The organism is Pseudomonas sp. PAMC 25886, assembly GCF_000242655.1.
Taxonomy (GTDB): Bacteria; Pseudomonadota; Gammaproteobacteria; order Pseudomonadales; family Pseudomonadaceae; genus Aquipseudomonas.
In genome coordinates this window covers 47541-66699 of sequence record NZ_AHHC01000011.1, presented here as the reverse complement: position 1 = coordinate 66699, position 19159 = coordinate 47541, and the positions used below count along the sequence as shown (strand labels likewise).

The 19159-nt window shown below is 61.1% G+C and carries 21 protein-coding genes; 12 read left to right on the top strand and 9 right to left on the bottom strand.

The window, feature by feature from the left end; genetic code table 11:
• The first annotated feature begins 228 nt into the window (after nt 1-228).
• Nucleotides 229-1116: a threonine/homoserine exporter RhtA gene (rhtA, locus tag MUM_RS0102465; RefSeq protein ID WP_010166585.1), complete on the top strand. Its 888-nt coding sequence runs from the start codon at nt 229-231 to the stop codon at nt 1114-1116.
• A gap of 167 nt (nt 1117-1283) precedes the next feature.
• Nucleotides 1284-1565, top strand: a complete 282-nt coding sequence (locus MUM_RS0102460; RefSeq protein ID WP_003210144.1) for a hypothetical protein — start codon at nt 1284-1286, stop codon at nt 1563-1565.
• 12 nt (nt 1566-1577) lie between these two features.
• Here the strand turns inward: MUM_RS0102460 and MUM_RS0102455 are convergent, their stop codons facing one another.
• Nucleotides 1578-2138, bottom strand: coding sequence for a TetR/AcrR family transcriptional regulator (locus MUM_RS0102455; RefSeq protein ID WP_010166584.1), 561 nt, complete (start codon nt 2136-2138; stop codon nt 1578-1580).
• Between the two features lie 90 nt (nt 2139-2228).
• Here MUM_RS0102455 and MUM_RS0102450 point away from each other — a divergent pair, with 90 nt between their 5' ends.
• Both MUM_RS0102450 and MUM_RS0102445 read left to right on the top strand, forming a co-directional pair.
• Nucleotides 2229-2960, top strand: coding sequence for an SDR family oxidoreductase (locus MUM_RS0102450; RefSeq protein ID WP_010166583.1), 732 nt, complete (start codon nt 2229-2231; stop codon nt 2958-2960).
• A gap of 35 nt (nt 2961-2995) precedes the next feature.
• Complete coding sequence (locus MUM_RS0102445) at nt 2996-3586, top strand: 2-hydroxychromene-2-carboxylate isomerase (protein WP_010166582.1); 591 nt, start codon at nt 2996-2998, stop codon at nt 3584-3586.
• Here MUM_RS0102445 and MUM_RS0102440 read toward each other — a convergent pair.
• Complete coding sequence (locus MUM_RS0102440; protein WP_032881751.1) at nt 3583-4578, bottom strand: zinc-dependent alcohol dehydrogenase family protein; 996 nt, start codon at nt 4576-4578, stop codon at nt 3583-3585. The genes MUM_RS0102445 and MUM_RS0102440 overlap by 4 nt on opposite strands.
• A 115-nt stretch (nt 4579-4693) precedes the next feature.
• Between MUM_RS0102440 and MUM_RS0102435 the strand changes: the two genes are divergently transcribed.
• Nucleotides 4694-5602 carry a LysR family transcriptional regulator gene (locus MUM_RS0102435; protein ID WP_010166580.1) on the top strand — a complete coding sequence of 303 codons (909 nt, stop codon included), beginning with the start codon at nt 4694-4696 and terminating at the stop codon, nt 5600-5602.
• On the opposite strand, the gene MUM_RS0102430 is transcribed toward MUM_RS0102435, so the two are convergent.
• The 3 genes from MUM_RS0102430 to MUM_RS0102420 form a co-directional block, all read right to left on the bottom strand.
• Complete coding sequence (locus tag MUM_RS0102430; protein ID WP_010166579.1) at nt 5595-7403, bottom strand: aminopeptidase P family protein; 1809 nt, start codon at nt 7401-7403, stop codon at nt 5595-5597. The two genes, MUM_RS0102435 and MUM_RS0102430, sit on opposite strands and share 8 nt — an antisense overlap.
• 36 nt (nt 7404-7439) lie before the next feature.
• Complete coding sequence (locus MUM_RS0102425; RefSeq protein WP_010166577.1) at nt 7440-8600, bottom strand: cysteine desulfurase family protein; 1161 nt, start codon at nt 8598-8600, stop codon at nt 7440-7442.
• Nucleotides 8601-8828: 228 nt separating this feature from the next.
• Nucleotides 8829-9098 (bottom strand): DUF547 domain-containing protein, encoded by a 270-nt coding sequence (locus tag MUM_RS0102420; RefSeq protein WP_029615744.1) that lies wholly within the window; start codon nt 9096-9098, stop codon nt 8829-8831.
• A 397-nt stretch (nt 9099-9495) separates the two neighbouring features.
• Here MUM_RS0102420 and msuE point away from each other — a divergent pair, with 397 nt between their 5' ends.
• Genes msuE through MUM_RS0102400 form a run of 4 tightly spaced genes read left to right on the top strand, consistent with a single transcriptional unit; the run spans nt 9496 to nt 13564 of the window.
• Nucleotides 9496-10059: an FMN reductase gene (msuE, locus tag MUM_RS0102415; RefSeq protein WP_010166573.1), complete on the top strand. Its 564-nt coding sequence runs from the start codon at nt 9496-9498 to the stop codon at nt 10057-10059.
• Between the two features lie 9 nt (nt 10060-10068).
• A complete protein-coding gene (gene ssuD, locus MUM_RS0102410) occupies nt 10069-11214 on the top strand; it encodes an FMNH2-dependent alkanesulfonate monooxygenase (RefSeq protein WP_010166571.1) in 1146 nt (381 codons plus the stop codon).
• 47 nt (nt 11215-11261) lie between these two features.
• Nucleotides 11262-12449, top strand: a complete 1188-nt coding sequence (locus MUM_RS0102405; RefSeq protein ID WP_010166569.1) for an acyl-CoA dehydrogenase family protein — start codon at nt 11262-11264, stop codon at nt 12447-12449.
• Nucleotides 12450-12460: 11 nt separating this feature from the next.
• A complete protein-coding gene (locus MUM_RS0102400) occupies nt 12461-13564 on the top strand; it encodes a sigma-54 interaction domain-containing protein (RefSeq protein WP_010166567.1) in 1104 nt (367 codons plus the stop codon).
• Here MUM_RS0102400 and MUM_RS0102395 read toward each other — a convergent pair.
• Nucleotides 13556-13918: an antibiotic biosynthesis monooxygenase gene (locus MUM_RS0102395; RefSeq protein ID WP_029615743.1), complete on the bottom strand. Its 363-nt coding sequence runs from the start codon at nt 13916-13918 to the stop codon at nt 13556-13558. The genes MUM_RS0102400 and MUM_RS0102395 overlap by 9 nt on opposite strands.
• A 90-nt stretch (nt 13919-14008) precedes the next feature.
• Between MUM_RS0102395 and soxR the strand changes: the two genes are divergently transcribed.
• Nucleotides 14009-14452 (top strand): redox-sensitive transcriptional activator SoxR, encoded by a 444-nt coding sequence (gene soxR / locus MUM_RS0102390; protein WP_010166563.1) that lies wholly within the window; start codon nt 14009-14011, stop codon nt 14450-14452.
• A 130-nt stretch (nt 14453-14582) separates the two neighbouring features.
• On the opposite strand, the gene MUM_RS0102385 is transcribed toward soxR, so the two are convergent.
• The 3 genes from MUM_RS0102385 to MUM_RS0102375 are packed head-to-tail and all read right to left on the bottom strand — an operon-like array spanning nt 14583 to nt 17281.
• Nucleotides 14583-15353 (bottom strand): MetQ/NlpA family ABC transporter substrate-binding protein, encoded by a 771-nt coding sequence (locus MUM_RS0102385; RefSeq protein WP_010166561.1) that lies wholly within the window; start codon nt 15351-15353, stop codon nt 14583-14585.
• A gap of 35 nt (nt 15354-15388) precedes the next feature.
• Nucleotides 15389-16054 (bottom strand): methionine ABC transporter permease, encoded by a 666-nt coding sequence (locus tag MUM_RS0102380; protein ID WP_010166559.1) that lies wholly within the window; start codon nt 16052-16054, stop codon nt 15389-15391.
• 3 nt (nt 16055-16057) lie between these two features.
• Entirely contained in the window at nt 16058-17281 is a 1224-nt protein-coding gene (locus MUM_RS0102375) for an SfnB family sulfur acquisition oxidoreductase (RefSeq protein ID WP_010166557.1), read from the bottom strand.
• A 236-nt stretch (nt 17282-17517) separates the two neighbouring features.
• Between MUM_RS0102375 and MUM_RS0102370 the strand changes: the two genes are divergently transcribed.
• Nucleotides 17518-17979 carry a VOC family protein gene (locus tag MUM_RS0102370; protein ID WP_010166555.1) on the top strand — a complete coding sequence of 154 codons (462 nt, stop codon included), beginning with the start codon at nt 17518-17520 and terminating at the stop codon, nt 17977-17979.
• A 238-nt stretch (nt 17980-18217) separates the two neighbouring features.
• Nucleotides 18218-19093, top strand: coding sequence for an alpha/beta fold hydrolase (locus MUM_RS0102365; RefSeq protein ID WP_010166553.1), 876 nt, complete (start codon nt 18218-18220; stop codon nt 19091-19093).
• Nucleotides 19094-19159 lie beyond the last annotated feature (66 nt).

The window sequence follows — 19159 nt, the reverse complement described above, 5'->3', positions numbered from 1 at the left end:
AAGGAGTTTTCCGTTTCGACTGCGCCGGAAGTGGGGCGAATTATAGACTTCCAGAATCTGCCGTCAACCCTTAATTCAGCTTTTCTATCAATCCATCCCGACTATCCTGGAATTCACCTATATAGAGAGGAATCCCGAACAAATTGAGCAATATATTGCCCATCGCTCAACAGTTAAGCATCATAGCCACTTCTGCTTCTTTAATACGACCTCGGACGAACACCCTCAATGACCACCTCATCCCGTAGCCTGGCCTCGACATTGTTTCCGGTCGGCCTACTACTCATTGCCATGGCCTCCATTCAATCAGGCGCGTCGCTCGCCAAAAGCATGTTCCCCATCGTTGGTGCTCAGGGCACCACCACCCTGCGCCTGATTTTTGCCAGTGTGATCATGCTGCTTCTATTACGTCCATGGCGCGCCAAGCTGACAGCCAAGTCGCTGCAGACGGTCATCGTTTACGGAATGGCGTTGGGCGGAATGAACTTCCTCTTCTATATGTCACTGCGGACCGTTCCCCTGGGAATCGCAGTAGCCCTCGAATTCACCGGCCCATTGGCCGTCGCGATCTATGCTTCGCGACGCGCGGTAGACTTTCTCTGGATAGCCTTGGCCATCGTCGGCCTTCTGCTATTGATCCCCGTAGGAGAAGCCAGCAGCGGCATTGATCTCACAGGCGCCGCCTACGCACTGGGCGCAGGCGCCTGCTGGGCGCTCTACATTCTGTTTGGCCAAAAGGCCGGTGCCGACAACGGCGTACAAACCGCAGCCCTGGGCGTAATGATTGCTGCACTGTTTGTCGCGCCGATCGGAATTGTCCACGCGGGCGCTGCATTACTCACGCCCTCGCTGATCCCGATCGCCATTGGTGTCGCGGTTTTATCCACCGCCCTGCCCTATACCCTGGAGATGGTCGCCCTGACCCGCCTGCCCGCCCGCACATTCGGAACCCTGATGAGTATCGAGCCCGCGTTCGGCGCCTTGTCTGGCCTGTTTTTCCTTCAAGAACACCTGTCCCTGGCGCAATGGCTGGCCATTACCTGCATTATCCTGGCCTCTGTTGGCGCAACCCTGACCATGCGTAACGAATCAAAGCCACTCGTTCCAGCCGATTGATTCAGGATTTGACGTAGCTCTGGCATTTGCCGCTCAATTAGGCCATGTTTAGGCCGTAACCCAGTGTCACTCATGGAGAATTTCGATAAGGACATCATGAACGCTACACTCGAGAGCGAGCAAAGCCAGCTTCGTGCATTCAAGCGAGGCGGCTATTAAGGATAGTAATGAAGCGAATTTTGATGCTGTTCATGATTGTGGCAATCGCAGGTTGTGCCGCGACGACCAAGACCGAAGTGAAACGGGGAAAAAAGGGGCTGCATATCAACTGCTCGGGCCTGTCCTCCTCCTGGGACCAGTGCTACGCCAGTGCAGCCAATTCATGTGGTGCCAAAGGCTATAAAGTCATCGCCAAGTCGGGCGACAACGCTGAAGACCCGGGCGACTATCCGTTTGGTCTCAACCCCGCCGGCTACACCAGCCGCAGCATGATTGTGATCTGCAAGTAACTGCCGACGCCTTTACAGGTTCGACAGTTGTTGGCTGAGTACGTCGTAGTTCGATGACAGCACCTGTGCCTGCACCTGCGGGTTGACCATCATCCGCGCTACTACCAGCGCGCCGATGCATTGCGACAGAATCGACCACGCCAGGTCCTCGCTACCCAGCGTTGCAGCCCACCCCGCCTGCAATCGGCAAATCCAGTCCTGCGCCTGTTGGCGCACCGCCACATCCGATCGAGCAATCTCCGCACCCAGGCTCGGCAACGCACAGCCCGCTTCAGACTGCTCCACATGGGCCATGCTCAAGTAGAACTTCAAACAGCGATCCAGCCGCTCCCGACTCTGCACGCCACTACCATTCAAGCGCTCAAGGCTGTGACTCAATTCGCGCTCGACAATCGAGCTGAACAATTCGTCCTTCGAGGCGAAGTGGCTATAAAACGCGCCACCACTCAAGCCGATGGCTTTCATCAAGCCATCCACTCCGACACTGGCAAACCCTTCTTTCTTCGCCAGGGCTGCACTGCTATCCAGCAGTTTCTCTCTGGTTTCCTGCTTATGACTGGCCGAATATCGCATCGCTTTCCCCCTGGTGTTGTCAGCTTGACGCCTGCCGGATCATAGCATAACGTTCGTTTGCCAAACGATCGTTTACCAAAGGATCTTTCCATGACGAACAACAACAAAATCGTACTGGTTGTGGGTGCTGGTGATGCCACTGGCGGCGCAATTGCCAAACGCTTCGCCCGTGAAGGTTACGTCGCATGCGTTACGCGGCGCAGCGCCGAAAAACTGCAACCGTTGGTGGACAGCATCCAGGCGGCCGGCGGCGAGGCGCATGGCTTTGCCTGCGACGCCCGCAAGGAAGAAGACGTGATTGCGCTGATCGAACAGATTGAAACCGAGCTGGGGCCCATTGAAGCTTTTGTGTTCAACATCGGTGCGAATGTGCCGTGCAGCATCCTGGAAGAAACCGCCCGCAAGTACTTCAAGATTTGGGAAATGGCCTGTTTCTCTGGCTTCCTCAATGCGCGGGAAGTGGCCAAGCGCATGGTCACCCGTCACCGCGGCACCATCCTGTTTACCGGTGCCACTGCCGGATTGCGCGGTGCCGCCGGCTTTGCCGCGTTCGCAGGCGCGAAACACGGGATCCGCGCACTGGCGCAAAGCATGGCCCGCGAGCTGGGTCCGAGGAACATCCACGTCGCCCACGTAGTCGTGGATGGCGCCATCGACACTGACTTCATTCGTGACAACTTCCCGCAGAAGTACGCCCTCAAGGATCAGGACGGTATTCTAAACCCCGAACACATCGCCGATAACTATTGGTACCTGCACAGTCAGCCCCGGGACGCCTGGACCTTCGAGCTGGACCTGCGCCCCTGGAATGAACCCTGGTAAGCACGCCCCATAACAATAAACAGCGAGTACCCAGCATGAGTAAAACCGTGGAGTTTTTCTTCGACCTCGGCAGCCCTGCCACCTATCTGGCCTATACGCAGCTTCCAGGCCTGTGCGCTGCAACCGGCGCCCAGCTGATTTATAAGCCAATGTTGCTGGGCGGCGTGTTCAAGGCCACTGGCAATGCATCACCGGTCACCATTCCCGCCAAAGGCCGCTACATGCTCCAGGACCTGGCGCGCTACGCCCAGCGCTACAACGTCCCGCTCAAGTTCAACCCGCACTTCCCCATCAATACATTGACACTGATGCGCGCAGTCACCGGTGTCCAAATGCGCCAGCCCGAGCGTTTTCAGGATTTCATCGACTGCCTGTTCCGTGCCCTTTGGGTAGAAGGCCGTCACCTGGGTGATCCTGCTGTGGTGGCTGCGGTGCTGGCTGAACACGGTTTTGATCCCGAAGCAGTCCTGGCGTTGACGAATGACGACGCCGTCAAGGCCACCCTCAAGGACAACACCGAGCACGCCATCCAGCGCGGCATATTCGGGGCGCCTACGATGTTCGTCGGCGACCAGTTGTTCTTCGGCCAGGACCGCCTGGAGTTTGTCCGCGAAGCGCTGAGCTAGATTTCAATCACCAGACGCCCTTGAGCGCCGCCGGCGAGTAACTCGCAGGCGGCGTTTGCCGTGTGCAGGTCGAATTGACGCCCGTCGAGAATCGGCGTGAGCTTCCCGTCATCAATCAACCGCGCCGCCTCGGCAAGGATCTGCCCGTGGTGCTCACGCCCCTTGCCCGTCAGCATCGGCAGCAGGGTAAACACCCCGGAGTAAGTCGCCCCGCTAAACGACAACGGCGCCAGGCTATGAGAACCCCAGCCAAGACAACTCAGCACATGCCCGTGATAAGTCCTGGCCGCCTGGAAGGACGCATCCAGCGTCGGCCCGCCCACCGTGTCATACACGATGTCAAAACCTTCGCCCGCCGTGTGCAAGGCTACATACTCCTCGACGGTGTGCTGTTGGTAGTCGATAAACGTGGCGCCCAGCCCCTCGATCAACGCCCGCTGCCTGGCTGAACCGGTCGCAAACACCTCGGCGCCAAACGCATTAGCCACTTGCACGGCGACATGTCCTACACCACCCGCACCGCCCTGAATCAGTACTTTATGCCCCGGACCTACATGCGCACGGTCCACCAGCCCTTCCCATGCGGTGATCAGCACCAACGGCAATGCCGCGGCTTCGCGCATGCTCAGGGTCAAGGGTTTTCTCGCCAGCAAGCGCGCATCCACCACGGCAAACTCCGCCAACGAGCCCTGGATGCCGCCCACTCCCGTCGCCAGGGCGTACACCTCATCGCCCGCCTTCCACTCGTTGATACCCGGGCCCACTGTCTCGATGATCCCCGCCAAGTCCAAGCCAATCACAGCCGGCAACGGCTGACGGGCATGGGCCGCCTCGCCTGCGCGAATTTTCCCGTCCAGCGGGTTGAGGCCACTGGCCTTGATTCTCACCAGCACCTCACCTTCCCCCTGCGTCGGCCTGGGAATCGTTGCCAGCCGTAACGGCCCATTCGCCACATCCACCATCAGGGCACGCATTTGAGTTGTATCAGTCATGTTCGCGATCTCGATTCATCAGGAAGTGATCACTATGATGTGCCCGGCCATTCATGCCGATAAGGCGTCAAACCGCTATAGTGACCATGCTCATTTGGCATGAATCGGTAGCCCCATGGATAAGCTCAACGCAATGGCCATTTTCGTCCGGGTAATCGAGCGCGGGAGTTTCTCTGCGGTTGCCCGGGAATTGCATACCACTCAGCCCACCATCAGCAAAGTACTGCGTGCACTGGAGACAGAACTGGGCGGCAAGCTGATTTCCCGCAGCACCCGCAAACTCTCCCTGACAGACGAAGGCCAGCGCTACTACAGCCATTGCCGACAAATCCTCGCGGCAGTGGATGCTGCAGAACACAGCTTCCAGTCCGGCAAGGAGGCTGTCGCCGGTCCGTTACGCATTGGCTCGTCGGTGAGCTTCGGTCGCTTGCACATCGCCTCACGCCTGGCGGGATTTCTCGATCGATACCCACAGGTACAGGTTGACCTGCAACTGAACGATCAAAATCAGGACCTGGTCAGCGAAGGCCTGGACGTTACCCTGCGCATCGGCGAGTTGCGCGACAGCGGCCTGATCGCCCGGCAGATCGGCACTACTCACCGGGTCACCCTCGCCAGCCCGGCCTATCTGGCCAAACACCCGGCGCCGCAAACACCGCAAGAGCTGGCCCGGCACAATTGCCTACTGTTCAACCTGCTCAGCAGCCAGAACCAATGGGTCTACGAAAAGGACGGGACGCGGCACAGCGTCAAGATCAAGGGCAACGCCCAGAGCAATAACTCCGAGGCTGTACGCGAGATGGTATTGGCGGGGCTCGGCATTGCGCTGTCGCCCCTGTGGTTGTTCTTTGATGACCTGAAGGCCGGCCGGGTGGTCGCCTTGCTGCAGGACTACACCCCGCAGTCGCTGCCGATTCATGCCGTTTCGGCACCCAATCGCCGTCAGTCCGCCCGGGTCAAAGCGTTTATCGACTACATGGCCGATGCCCTGACCCAGGCGTCCGAACTGCAGCCCCTCAGATAGCGGCCGTACGCACCTGCAACCATTCCAGCGCCGCGCCACTGAGCAGCGGGCTCAAGCGCTCACGGACTTGCGCGTGGTAATCGTTGAACCACTGGCGCTCGTCCACCGTCAGCAACGACGGCTCCAGGCAACGGGTGTCGATCGGGCACAGCGTGAGTGTCTCGAACTTGAGGAACTCGCCAAACTCGGTCTTGCCTGCTTCACGGTTCAGCACCAGGTTCTCGATGCGCACGCCCCAACGGCCCGGACGGTAAGTGCCCGGCTCGATGGACGTAATCATGCCGGCCTGCATCGCGGTTTGCGGTGCGGCGACGGCTTGATAGGCGATCACCTGCGGGCCTTCATGCACATTGAGGAAGTAGCCGACGCCATGACCGGTACCGTGGCCGTAGTCCACGCCTTCAGCCCAGATCGGCGCACGGGCGATGGAATCCAGCAGCGGCGAAAGAATGCCCTTGGGGAAATGCGCGCGGGACAAGGCAATCACACCTTTGAGCACCCGCGTGCAATCGCGTTTCTGCTCTTCGGTTGGCGTACCGATAGGCACCATCCGCGTGATATCGGTGGTGCCTCCCAGGTACTGGCCACCGGAGTCGATCAGCAGCAAGCCATCGCCTTCGATCAGCGCGTGCTCTTCTTCAGTGGCGTGGTAGTGCGGCATCGCGCCATTGGCGTTGAACGCGGCAATCGTGTTGAAACTCAGCGACACATAACCCGGCCGGCGGGTACGCGCCGCCGTCAGGTGTTCATCAATAGTCAGTTCGGTGATGCGCTCACGGCCCAACGCACTGTCGAGCCAGGCAAAGAATTCGCACAAGGCCGCGCCGTCCTGCTCCATGGCCTGGCGAATATGCTCGGCGTCCGCCAGGCTTTTACGCGATTTGGCCAAGGTGGTCGGGTTAAGCCCTTCGATCAGCTTGACGCCACTGCCGAGGTTTTCCAGCAAGCCGGCGGTCACCCGTGCCGGATCGACCTGCACACTGGCGCCCGACGGAATGGCCTTCAATGCAGCTGCGACTTCGCTGTAATCACGCAGGGCCACGCCATCCTGCTCCAGCACGGCACGAAGCTCGGCATCGACTTTGCTCAAAGCCACAAACAATGTCGCCTGCTGCTGACCGATCAAGGCAAAGGACACAAACACCGGGTTGAACGAAACGTCACCACCACGCAGGTTAAACAGCCAGGCGATATCGTCCAGGGTCGCGATGAAATGCCAGTCGGCCCCCTTCTCGCTCAAGCTTTCGCGCAGGGCCGCGAGTTTTTCGCCGCGGCTGACGGTGGCCTGGGGTGGCAGATGTTGATAGATCGGCTGGTTCGGCAAGGTTGGGCGGTCTTGCCAGACTTCATTCAGCAGGTCGATGTCCGTGCGCAAGCGTGCACCACGTGCTTCCAGCTTGCTGCCCAGGGTACGCGCCGAGGCCACGGCCATGACCGCACCGTCCACTGCCACCACGCCGCGTTCCGGAGTCTGTTCCGCCAGCCATTCCAGTGGCCCGGGCTGGCCGGGTTGCAGCTTGACCAGCTCGATACCGCTGCCCTTGAGTTCCTTAGTCGCCTGTTCCCAATAGCGGCTGTCTGCCCACACACCGGCGAAATCTTCGGTGACAATCAGTGTGCCCACCGAACCGTGAAAACCCGACAACCACTGGCGCCCCTGCCAGTAACCCGGCAGGTATTCGGACAAGTGCGGGTCGGCCGACGGCACCAACAGGGCATGAATGCCTTCGCGGCTCATCAGTTCGCGGGTATGCGCCAGGCGCTGGGGAACCGTTCCATGGGTCAAAGGCTGTGTGCTCATCGTGTCTCCTGCTAACCACTAATAATTGTTATGGGGTCAAACGGCCCAGAAAGCCGGTGCGCTGGCCAGTGCCGCCTTGATCAGTTGTACCGCCTGATCGATGTCCTGCTCGGTGGTAAACCGACCGAGGCTCAAGCGAATGGTGCGACCTGCGCTGCGGGCATCATGGCCCAGCGCCAGAAGCACATGGGACGGTGCATTACTCGCCGAATTGCAGGCCGAGGTCGCCGAAAAGGCAATGCCCGCGCTCAGGGCGGCGGAGTTGAACTCGCCCTCGCTGAACGTCAGGCTCAAGGTGTGGGGGATACGCTGGGTAAGGCTGCCATTGAGGCGCACCCCGGCAATGCTATTCAGCTGTTCCAGCAGGCGCTCGCGCAAGGCAACGATGGTCGCCTTTTCTTCAGCGAAGGAGGCTGCCGCCAGGGCAAACGCCGTGCCCATGCCGGCGATCTGGTGAGTCGCCAGGGTGCCGGAACGCAAGCCGCCTTCATGGCCACCGCCGTGAATCTGCGCCAGCACTTTCTGCTGCGCACGCGGGCCGACGTACAAGGCGCCGATGCCCTTGGGGCCATAGAGTTTATGAGCGGAAAACGACATCAGGTCCACCGGCCACTCGGCCAGGTCAATCGCCACCTTGCCCGCGCCCTGCGCCGCATCCACGTGAAACAACGCCCCATGCTCACGCACTCGCGCGCCAATCGCCTGGATATCGTTGAGGGTGCCCAACTCGTTGTTCACCAGCATCAGCGACACCAAAAAGGTGTCTTCACGCAATGCTTCACTTACCGCCTCGGCGCTGATCAACCCTTCAGCGTCCGGCACCAGGTACGTCACGGCAACCCCGGCTTCCTGCAACTGGCGAGCGGTGTCGAGCGTGGCCTTGTGTTCGATCTGGCTGGTGATGATGTGCCCACCGGCCACGCCCCGCGCCTGGGCGACGCCCTTGATGGCGAGGTTGTTGGACTCGGTGGCACCGGAGGTCCAGACAATCTGTGCTGGCTCGGCGCCAACCAGTTCGGCCACCTGGCGCCGCGCCTGTTCAACCGTTTGCCGGGCCTGTTGGCCGAACGCATGGGAACTGGACGCAGGGTTACCGAAGTTGGCGTTGAAACCCAGACACTCGACCATCACCTGGATGACCCGCTCATCCACCGGCGTGGTGGCGGCGTAGTCGAAATACAGCGGACGTTTATTCATGACGTTAAAGACTCGCAGAGCATGTTCCCGAGAGCAGCGTCTCAGGGGCAGCGATCAGAAAGGAAGATGGTTTACCTGATCCCGTGCCGTTAAAGAAAGACCACTTTATTTAAAAGTGCGTAGGAACGCTCCTGAAATTCAGCTTAACAGGCTCCGGGAAACGGATGGCAAACAAAAAGCCCGAGGTTCCTGTGGGAAACCTCGGGCTCTTCAGACCTGGCCACTGACTCAACTGGGGCGACCGTGCAGCGTCACGCCACGCTCGGCATTCATTTCGCCCTGGCGATCAAAACCAAAGGTGTTCTGTGGCTGGCCAGTCAGTTCGGCTTTCTTCTGTTGATATTCATCAAACGACAGGCCCCGACGGCTCAGGGCTTCCAGCGCCAGTTCCTTGCTCTCTTCAGCCGAGTAGGCACGCAATTCAGGCGACGAATGGGTCGCACAACCGGCAAGGACTGAGGTGACAAGCAATACGGAAATGGCGAGAAAACGGTTCATGGCGAAGGTCCTGCGAAACGGGTTGAAGTCAATGAGCACAGGCTACTCCCGCCCCTGCATGGTGAAAAATCATCAGCCGTGATAGTCGCTATCAACCTTTGCGACACCTGTGATAGTCACGCCATATATTCCATACAGATCTATAAATATGGAAATACGTTCATTTACGGAATAAATACAACCCTCTATAAATGGCCTCAGCACTCACGCCACTGTTCGCCTGGCAACTGTTGCCCAGGCAACAGTCATTCAACAAAACACCAGGCAGACAACACCGCCATTTTCCAACACCTGGCCCAGAGGCCTCGCCAATCAAGGGCTGCGCAGTTTGGTACAGCTCTTGCTCAAGCCCAGCTACTGCTCTTGCCCTGAGCCACTGTTGAAAAAGGAACTGTTGATGACTCGTCCACTGAATGTCGTTGCCCTCTCCGGCGGAACCTGGCGCCCGTCCCGCACCCTGGTACTGACCCAGGCCGTGCTGGCCGAACTGGCCAATCAATTGCCGATCCAGACCACCCTGATTGAACTCGGCGACATTGCCCGGCCGCTGGGCGGCGCACTGTCGCGCCAGGAACTGCCCGCCGACGTCGAAGCCCAACTGCAAGCCATCGAACAGGCCGACCTGCTGATCGTCGCCGCCCCGGTGTATCGCGGCTCCTACCCTGGCCTGCTCAAGCACCTGTTCGACCTGGTCGACCTCAACGCGCTCATCAACACCCCGGTGTTGCTGGCGGCCACCGGCGGCAGCGAACGCCACGCCCTGGTACTCGATCACCAGTTGCGCCCGCTGTTCAGTTTCTTCCAGGCCCTGACGTTGCCGATTGGCGTGTACGCCACCGAGGCCGATTTCACCGATTACCACATAACCAGTGAGCCCTTGAAGGCCCGCATTCGCCTTGCTGCAGAACGCGCCGCGCCATTGTTTGCCGCGCATCCCACCTCTCTGCTGAAAATCGCTTAAGGATTTGTCATGGATGTTTTCTGGTTTCTGCCTACGCACGGTGACGGCCATTACCTGGGCACCACCCAAGGCGCTCGCCCGGTCACCCTCAACTATTTGAAACAAGTCGCCCAAGCGGCGGACAACCTCGGCTACCACGGCGTGCTGATCCCCACCGGCCGCTCCTGCGAAGACTCCTGGGTGATCGCCTCGGCGCTGGTGCCATTGACCGAACGCCTGCGTTACCTGGTGGCGATTCGCCCGGGGATCATCTCGCCGACCGTCTCGGCACGCATGGCCGCCACCCTCGACCGCCTGTCCGGTGGCCGCCTGTTGATCAACGTGGTGACCGGCGGCGACCCCGACGAAAACCGCGGCGACGGCAGCTTCCTCGATCACAGCGAACGCTACGAAGTGACCGACGAATTCCTCAAGATCTGGCGCCGCGTGTTGCAGGGCGAATCGGTAGATTTTGAAGGCAAACACCTGCGCGTACAGAACGCCAAGGCACTGTACCCACCGGTGCAGAAGCCGTATCCACCGCTGTACTTCGGCGGTTCCTCGGACGCCGCCCACGACCTCGCCGCCGAACAAGTGGATGTGTACCTGACCTGGGGCGAACCACCGGCCGCCGTCGCCGAGAAACTCGCCGACGTACGCGAGCGCGCAGCGCGCCATGGCCGCACCGTCAAGTTCGGGATTCGCCTGCATGTGATCGTGCGCGAAACCGAAGAAGACGCCTGGAAAGCCGCCGCCAAACTGATCGAACACATCAGCGACGAAACCATCGCCGCCGCGCAAAAATCCTTCTCGCGCTTTGACTCCGAAGGTCAGCGCCGCATGGCCGCGCTGCACGACGGGCGTCGCGACAACCTGGAAATCGCCCCCAACCTGTGGGCCGGCGTCGGCCTGGTGCGGGGCGGCGCGGGCACGGCCCTGGTGGGCAACCCTGAGCAAGTCGCCGAGCGGATCAAGGAATACGCGGACCTGGGCATCGAAAGCTTCATCTTCTCCGGCTACCCGCACCTGGAAGAGGCGTACCGCTTTGCCGAACTGGTGTTCCCGCTGTTGCCGGAGCCCTACGCCAGCCTGGCCGGGCGCGGCGTCACCAACCTCACCGGACCGTTCGGCGAAATGATTGCCAACGACGTCCTGCCGGCAAAAGCCCAGGCCTGACCTGCCGTCTGCCGGGGTACGCCCCGGCACACCATGAGGAATACCGCGTGACAGCCAAACCCAACAGCGTCCTGCCCTCACCCTTGCAGACCGCCAAACTGCTGGCCGCCGAATTCGCCCTCACCGCCGTCGAACGCGACGAGCGTGGCGGCACCCCGAAGACCGAACGTGACGCCCTGCGCCAGAGCGGCTTGCTGGCCCTGAGCATTCCTACCCAATACGGCGGCCTAGGCGCCCGCTGGAGTGAGACCCTGGAGATCGTGCGCGAGTTCGCCAAGGTCGACAGTTCCATCGCCCACGTCTTCGGGTTTCATCATCTGATGCTCGCCACCGTGCGCCTGTTTTCCCGCCCGGAGCAATGGCAACCCTGGTTCGAACAGACCGCGCGTAAAAACTGGTTCTGGGGCAACGCCCTCAACCCGCTGGACACACGCACGGTGGTCAAGGCCTTCGGCGGCTGGCGCGAATTTTCCGGCAAGAAAAGTTTCTGCTCCGGCGCCAGCGACTCGGAAATGCTGATCGCCTCGGCGGTGGATGAAAGCGCCGGCGGCAAACTGCTGATCGCCGCCATCCCCAGCGGCCGCAGCGGCATCACCTTGCACAACGACTGGAACAACATCGGCCAGCGCCAGACCGACAGCGGCAGCGCCACCTTCGAGCGGGTACGCGTGGAAGAGTCGGAATTGCTCCTCGATCCCGGCCCGCTCAGCACGCCCTTCGCCTGCCTGCGCCCGCTGATCGCCCAGCTGACCTTCACCCACATGTTCCTCGGCATCGCCGAAGGCGCCTTTGCCGAAGCCCGCAACTACACCCTGACCGAAACCCGGCCCTGGCATAAATCCACGGTGCAGGACATTCGCCAGGACCCGTACGTGCTCAACCACTACGGCGAATTCTGGGTCGCGCTGGAAGGCGTGCGCTTGTTGGTGGAGCGTGCCGCCGAACTGCTGGACCAGGCCTGGGCCAAAGGCCCGAGCCTCAGCGAAAGCGAGCGCGGCGAACTGGCCATCGCCATCGCCACCGCCAAAGTGGCCGCTACCCGCAACGGCCTGGAACTGTGCAGCCGCCTGTTCGAAGTCACCGGCGCGCGCTCCACCCACGCCTCCCTGCGCCTGGACCGGCACTGGCGCAACCTGCGCACGCAAACGTTGCACGACCCGGTGGACTACAAACTCCACGAACTGGGGGACTGGGCGTTGAACCAGTCCCTGCCGATTCCCACGTTCTACTCCTAGAAGAGGTGCCCATGCAGCTTTTAACCTTACCGCCCTCGCCCGCTCTTGCGACCTCGATCCGCGCCACGGCCCAGGTCTTCGAAGACCCGAAATCCCAGGCGTTGCTGGCGCACATCCAGCAAGTCGCGCCGAGCGAAGCCAGCGTGCTGATCATCGGCGAAACCGGCACCGGTAAAGAGCTGGTGGCGCGCCATATCCACAACCTCAGCGCGCGGCGCAACCGGCCGTTCGTGGCGGTCAACTGCGGCGCGTTTTCCGAATCCCTGGTGGAAGCCGAGCTGTTCGGCCATGAAAAAGGCGCCTTCACCGGTGCCCTCAGCGCCAAGGCCGGCTGGTTCGAAGAGGCCGACGGCGGCACCCTGTTCCTCGATGAAATTGGCGACTTGCCGATGGCGATTCAGGTCAAGCTGCTACGCGTCCTGCAGGAACGCGAAGTGGTGCGCCTGGGCTCGCGCAAAAGCATTCCCATCGACGTGCGGGTGTTGGCTGCCACCAACGTTCAGTTGGAAAAAGCCATCAACGCCGGGCATTTTCGCGAGGACCTGTACTACCGCCTTGACGTGGTCAGCCTGGAGCTGAGCCCGCTGCGGGACCGCCCCGGTGACATCCTGCCGCTGACCCGGCACTTCATCGAAGCCTACAGCCAGCGACTGGGTTATGGCCCCATCACCATCAGCCGCGAGGCCGAGCAGAAACTCAAGAGCTACAGTTGGCCGGGCAACATCCGCGAGCTGGAAAACGTCATCCACCACACCCTGCTGATCTGCCGCAATGGCGTGATCGAGCGCGACGACCTGCGCCTGTCGAACATGCGCATCGAGCGTCAGGACGACAGCCAGCACGGCATCGACAACAGCGCCGAAGCCCTGCTGGAACGGGCCTTTCAAAAACTCTTCGAAGAACAGGCCGGCGCCCTGCATGAAAAGGTCGAGGATGCGTTGCTGCGTGCCGCCTACCGCTTCAGCCATTACAACCAGGTACACACCGCCAACCTGCTGGGCCTGAGCCGCAACGTGACGCGAACCCGTTTGATCAAGATCGGTGAGCTGGCGGTAAACAAGCGACGCCCCGGCGAGAACGTACAGGGCGAGCGCATGCTGCACCTGTCAATTTAGGCGGCAGTGCAAGGCGTTGTCATGGCTGCGCTCGATGCTGCGCAGCACCTGGAACGAACCGAAGGTCACTGCCGTGGCCTGGTGGGCGCGGATCAGCGTCCAGAAATCTTCCTCACCGTGCTCAAAACACTTGAAGGCCGCCTCCCCGTCTTCGCGGGAGCGCCATTGCAGGCAACTGAGCACCCGGCGTCCATCATCGCTGACCTGCACACTGGCATTGATAAAGCCGCCATGGCCTTGGGCCAAACGCTCGCTCTGGGATGACAGGGCCGCCACCAAAGCCGATTGCTGCTGAGGTTCGATCTGGAATTCGACCATCTGGGTGAAACTCAGACTCTTCTCTGATACCTGCATGAACATTTCCCTCTCACTGTAGGCACAATCTTGCGATTCGATGCCACGCAGGGTAAAACCTTTAGTTAAGTCAAGGTCAAGGGCTTTTTCATGGTCACCAAAGAACTCACCGTCGGCCAGTTGGCGGCCCGCAGCGGCGTGGCGGTCACCGCGCTGCACTTCTATGAAACCAAGGGGTTGATCAAGAGCAACCGCAACGCCGGCAATCAACGACGCTACCCGCGGGACGTGTTGCGCCGGGTGGTGGTGATCAAGATTGCCCAGCGTTTGGGCATCCCCCTGGCGACGATCCATGAGGCGCTGCAAACCTTGCCCGATGGCCGCACGCCAACGGCTGCCGACTGGGAACGCCTGTCTGCGCTGTGGCGTGAGGATTTGGACCAGCGCATCGACAAGCTGGTGCTGCTGCGGGACAAACTCAGTGGCTGCATTGGCTGCGGGTGTTTGTCGCTGGAGGCGTGCCCGCTGCGTAATCACGATGATGTACTGGGTGAGCGCGGGCCTGGGGCACAACTCTTGGAGCCGTCCACATAATGGCGGGGTAAAACTCGATCAATGTGGGAGCGGGCTTGCTCGCGAAAGCGGGGTGTCAGTCGCCAGATGCTGTGGCTGACCCGCCGCCTTCGCGAGCAATCCCGCTCCCACATTTCGATCTCCATCGAGCTTAGAAACCCGGGGCTATCTGGCCCTTGTAGCGGGTCAGGATGAACTGGCGCACTTCATCGGAGTTCAACGCCTTGGCCAGTTTCTGGATGCCCGGGTCGTTGATGTTGTCCGGGCGCGCTACCAGGTACTCGACGTACAGGCTCTTGCCCTTCTCGACGATCAACGCGCTGTTGGTGTCGATCCCGGCTTCCAAGGCGTAGTTGGCGAACACGAACGCCAGGTCCACCTGGCTCACTGAACGCGCGAGCAACGCCCCTTCCAGCTCACGAATTTTCAGGTGCTTGGGGTTCTCGACGATGTCCCGTGGGGTGGCCAGGGTGTTGCTCGGGTCCTTGAGCTTGATCAGGCCGGCTTCGTCCAGCAGCACCAAGGCGCGGCCGGTGTTGACCGGGTCGTTGGGGATCGACACCGTGGCGCCGTCTTTCAGCTCGGAGATATTTTTGATCTTGGTCGAATAAGCGCCGAACGGCTCGATGTGCACGCCTACCACCGGCACCAGATTAGTGTGCCGGGTCTTGTTGTAGTCATCCAGGAATGGCCGGTACTGGTAGTAGTTGGCGTCGATGTTCTTCAGCGCCAGTTGCTGGTTGGGCTGGATGAAATCAGTGAAGACCTTGATCTGCAGGTCCACGCCTTCCTTGGCCAGCACGGGTTTGACGAACTCCAGGATCTCGGCGTGAGGCACGGGTGTGGCACCCACCACCAACGTCTCGTTAGCGAGGGCATTCAGGGAGAAGACAGCAGCCAAAATGGCCAGGGATTTTTTCATGATTGCTCCGAAAGCAGTCGTTCTAGGAATAGGTTTTAACGGCGGCTGTAACGCGCCACCAAGCGGTCGCCGGTCATTTGCAGGGCCTGCACCAGCACCAACAGCAGCAACACGGTGACCACCATCACGTCGGTCTGGAAACGCTGATAGCCGTAGCGGATGGCCAGGTCGCCCAGGCCACCGCCGCCAATCACCCCGGCCATGGCGGTGTAGTCCACCAGCACAATCGCGGTGACGGTGACCGCCGCCAGCAGCCCGCCCCGGGCTTCCGGCAACAGCGTGTGGCGGATCACCTGCCAGGTGCTGGCGCCCATGGACTGGGTGGCCTCCACCACGCCACGGTCGACTTCACGCAAGGCGGTTTCCACCAACCGCGCGAAGAACGGCGTACAGCCCACCACCAACGGCGGAATCGTGCCGGGCACGCCCAATGAGGTGCCCACCAGCAAGGTGGTCACCGGGATCAGCACAATCAGCAGGATGATGAACGGCAGCGAACGCAGCACGTTCACCACCACCGACAACGCGCGGTACACCACCAGGGTTTCGTGCAACTGGCGCTTGCCGGTGAGGAACAACACCACCCCCAGCGGCAACCCCAGCAGCACGGTAAAACCCAGGGCCGCGCTGAGCATGCTCAGGGTTTCCAGGCACGCTTGGCCGATGTCGGCCCAATAGATGTTTTTAAACAGCTCGGCCATGGTTCAAGACCAGTCGTGACGCGGGGGCTTGGCGCCGTTGAGCAACCAGTTACCCACCACGTGGTACTTCCACCGCACCGGGTCATGCAGGGTATGCACCCGGGCATTGCGCCAGTGCCGGTCGAAGTTGTGCTTCTTCAAGGTGGACCGGGTGCCGCCGAGTTCGAAGAGTTTGTTGCTGGCGTCGATGGCGATTTCGGTGGTCAGCACCTTGGCCCGGGCAACGGCCAGTGAGGCATGGGCGACGCTGTCTTCATCGGGTGCCGGGCGCGCGGCGTCGAGGGCTTTTCCGGCCCTTTCCAGCAAGGCTTCCGCCGCTTCCAGGCGAATATCCAACGCACCGACCTGGATAATGGTCAGCGGGTCTTCGCTGGCTTTTTCCACCCCGGCATCGATCCATGGGCGGGCAAATTGCCGGACGAACTGCACCGTATCGCGCAACGCGGCACGGGCAATGCCGGCGTCGATGGCCGCGGTGGTCAGCTGGGCGAATGGGCCGGCCAGGGTCGGCGAATCGTAGGAGCGATGGGTAGGAAACAGGTTGAACGCCGGCACCTTCAGGTCTTCGGCCAACACCGTACCGCTGGACGTGGTGCGCTGGCCCATGCTGTCCCAGTCATCGACCACCACCAGGCCTTCAGTGCCGCGCGGCACGAACGCCAGCTGTGCGTTTTGCTGTTCATCCAGCGCCAGCACCGCCAGCCAATGGGCGTACAGCGAACCGGTGCAATAACCCTTGCGGCCGTTGATCACATAGCCGTCGCCTTGCCGGCGGATGGTCGCCTGGATGTCCTGGACGTTCTTGCCGCCGGTTTCCGACAGCGCATTGGCAAACCGATGCCCCTCCAGCGCGAGGCCAAAAAAGTACGCCTGCTGTTCAGGCGTGCCTTGCAGGCGGATGTCTTCCAGCAGGCAGTAATGGTTCTGCGGGATTTGCCCCAGCGACGGGTCGGCCGCCGAGATAATCGCAATCACCTGGGCCAGTACCGCGTAGGACACCTGGGCACCGCCAAACTCGCGGGGCACGCTGATGCCCCACAGGCCGCTGTTGGAATACAGGTCGACCACGTCCGCCGGCACCTGGCGGGTGCGGTCGCGTTCGGCGTCTTGTTCCAGCAATACGGCGGCGACTTGGTGGGCAACGGCCAGGGCCTGGGCCTCGTCGCGGATCAGCTCGGCGTGAGGTGAGTGAATCGGGTAATCGGCAGATACAGGCAGTACAGACATACAACGCTCTCGGGCGAATGATTTACCTGAGGCATTGCAGCTTCTGTGCCTGAGGCACCGGGCCTTCAAACACAAGGGTTTGCGCCCGATGTACACGCGGCAGACCGCCCACGGCGCAGCAAACTGCCGGTTTGCTGTTGCCTGGGCAACACCTCGTCGGCTGCCCGCAGGCCACGGCGCACGTGGCCTATAGTGAAAAAGCCGTCCCTCCATAACCACAATCTGAGGAGAACGAAATGAGCGTTAAACCTATTCCCGAGGGCTATCACAGCATCACGCCGTACCTGGGCATCGACAAAGCCGCTGAAGCCATCGAGTTCTACAAACAAGCCTTTGGCGCCACCGAAGTCATGCGCCTGGACATGCCCGACGGCAAGGTCGGCCATGCCGAACTGCGCATTGGTGATTCACCGATCATGATGGCCTCGCCCTGCGGCGAAATGTCGTTCGGCAGCCCGGGCAAGGAACACCCCAGTGTGTGCCTGCATCTCTACGTGCAAGACGTCGACCAACAGTTCGCCCGGGCGATCAAGGCCGGCGGCACGGCGATTTCAGAGCCCAAGGATCAGTTTTACGGCGACCGTTCCGGGACGCTGAAAGACCCGTTCGGGCACGTGTGGTTCCTGGCCACCCGCAAGGAGGATTTGACCGAGGCACAGGTTCGCCAGCGTGCCGAGGCGTTGTTCAAGCAAGGATGAAGTCGCCTGGGCGACACAACCCAACTGTGGGAGCTGGCTTGCCTGCGATGGCATCACCTCGGTGCGACTGATACACCGAGTTGCCTGCATCGCAGGCAAGCCAGCTCCCACAGTTGACCTGCACTGCCTGAAAGATCGGGCTTCAACACACTTCATGAACAACCCCTCCACGTTTTCCCCCTTGCCCCAGGCGCCGTGTGATTTCAGGATGCAGGCAATCATCACAAGGAGTCATTCCATGTTCGCCGGATTCCAAAAAGACCAGCGCCACGTCAACGGTGTGGACATCAGCTACCGCAAAGGCGGCGCGGGTCCCGGCCTGCTCCTGCTGCACGGGCACCCGCAGACCCACGTCATCTGGCACAAAGTCGCCGAGCAACTGGCCGAACACTTCACCGTGGTCGCCGCCGACCTGCGCGGTTACGGCGACAGCAGCAAACCCGCCGCCGATGAGCATCACATCCACTACTCCAAGCGCGAAATGGCCCGCGACGGCGTCGAGTTGATGAAGGCCCTGGGCTTTGATGAGTTCTCGGTGCTGGCCCACGACCGTGGCGCCCGCGTCGCCCATCGCCTCGCCCTGGACCACCCCAAGGCCGTGCAACGCATGGTGCTGCTGGACATCGCACCGACGCTTTCGATGTACGCCCAGACCGACGAGGCCTTTGCCCGCGCCTACTGGCACTGGTTCTTCCTGATCCGCCCGGCGCCGTTGCCGGAAAGCCTGATTGAAAGCAACCCCGAGCTGTACCTGCGCAGCGTCATGGGCAGCCGCAGTGCCGGGCTCAAGCCGTTCACCGATGAAGCCTTCGCCGAATACCTGCGCTGCCTGAAACTGCCCGGCACCGCCACCGGCATCTGCGAAGACTACCGTGCCGCCGCCGGCATCGACCTCGAGCACGACCGCGCCGATATCGACAACGGCAACCACCTGAACCTGCCATTGCTGGTGATGTGGGGCGCCGAGGGTACCGTCGGGCGCTGTTTCGAACCCCTCAAGGAATGGCAAAAAGTAGCCACCGACGTACGGGGCAAGGCCTTGCCGGCCGGCCACTACATCGCAGAAGAAGCCCCGGAGCTGTTGCTCGGCGAAGTCCTGACCTTCCTTCGCTGAGCCTTTAGTCAACCGCTGATCTGATCGATCCCGCCCCGCAGGCTTGAAAAGGCCTGCGACGGGATC

Excerpts from the sequence above, each read along its gene's own strand:
- rhtA (WP_010166585.1), top strand. The coding sequence starts at position 229 with ATGACCACCTCATCCCGTAGCCTGGCCTCGACATTGTTTCCGGTCGGC.
- MUM_RS0102370 (WP_010166555.1), top strand. The coding sequence starts at position 17,518 with ATGAGCGTTAAACCTATTCCCGAGGGCTATCACAGCATCACGCCGTAC.
- MUM_RS0102425 (WP_010166577.1), bottom strand. The coding sequence starts at position 8,600 with ATGAATAAACGTCCGCTGTATTTCGACTACGCCGCCACCACGCCGGTG.
- MUM_RS0102445 (WP_010166582.1), top strand. The coding sequence starts at position 2,996 with ATGAGTAAAACCGTGGAGTTTTTCTTCGACCTCGGCAGCCCTGCCACC.
- MUM_RS0102435 (WP_010166580.1), top strand. The coding sequence starts at position 4,694 with ATGGATAAGCTCAACGCAATGGCCATTTTCGTCCGGGTAATCGAGCGC.
- MUM_RS0102385 (WP_010166561.1), bottom strand. The coding sequence starts at position 15,353 with ATGAAAAAATCCCTGGCCATTTTGGCTGCTGTCTTCTCCCTGAATGCC.
- msuE (WP_010166573.1), top strand. The coding sequence starts at position 9,496 with ATGACTCGTCCACTGAATGTCGTTGCCCTCTCCGGCGGAACCTGGCGC.
- MUM_RS0102375 (WP_010166557.1), bottom strand. The coding sequence starts at position 17,281 with ATGTCTGTACTGCCTGTATCTGCCGATTACCCGATTCACTCACCTCAC.
- MUM_RS0102460 (WP_003210144.1), top strand. The coding sequence starts at position 1,284 with ATGAAGCGAATTTTGATGCTGTTCATGATTGTGGCAATCGCAGGTTGT.
- soxR (WP_010166563.1), top strand. The coding sequence starts at position 14,009 with ATGGTCACCAAAGAACTCACCGTCGGCCAGTTGGCGGCCCGCAGCGGC.
- MUM_RS0102395 (WP_029615743.1), bottom strand. The coding sequence starts at position 13,918 with ATGCAGGTATCAGAGAAGAGTCTGAGTTTCACCCAGATGGTCGAATTC.
- MUM_RS0102440 (WP_032881751.1), bottom strand. The coding sequence starts at position 4,578 with ATGACTGATACAACTCAAATGCGTGCCCTGATGGTGGATGTGGCGAAT.
- MUM_RS0102365 (WP_010166553.1), top strand. The coding sequence starts at position 18,218 with ATGTTCGCCGGATTCCAAAAAGACCAGCGCCACGTCAACGGTGTGGAC.
- MUM_RS0102380 (WP_010166559.1), bottom strand. The coding sequence starts at position 16,054 with ATGGCCGAGCTGTTTAAAAACATCTATTGGGCCGACATCGGCCAAGCG.
- MUM_RS0102420 (WP_029615744.1), bottom strand. The coding sequence starts at position 9,098 with ATGAACCGTTTTCTCGCCATTTCCGTATTGCTTGTCACCTCAGTCCTT.
- MUM_RS0102430 (WP_010166579.1), bottom strand. The coding sequence starts at position 7,403 with ATGAGCACACAGCCTTTGACCCATGGAACGGTTCCCCAGCGCCTGGCG.
- ssuD (WP_010166571.1), top strand. The coding sequence starts at position 10,069 with ATGGATGTTTTCTGGTTTCTGCCTACGCACGGTGACGGCCATTACCTG.
- MUM_RS0102400 (WP_010166567.1), top strand. The coding sequence starts at position 12,461 with ATGCAGCTTTTAACCTTACCGCCCTCGCCCGCTCTTGCGACCTCGATC.
- MUM_RS0102450 (WP_010166583.1), top strand. The coding sequence starts at position 2,229 with ATGACGAACAACAACAAAATCGTACTGGTTGTGGGTGCTGGTGATGCC.
- MUM_RS0102455 (WP_010166584.1), bottom strand. The coding sequence starts at position 2,138 with ATGCGATATTCGGCCAGTCATAAGCAGGAAACCAGAGAGAAACTGCTG.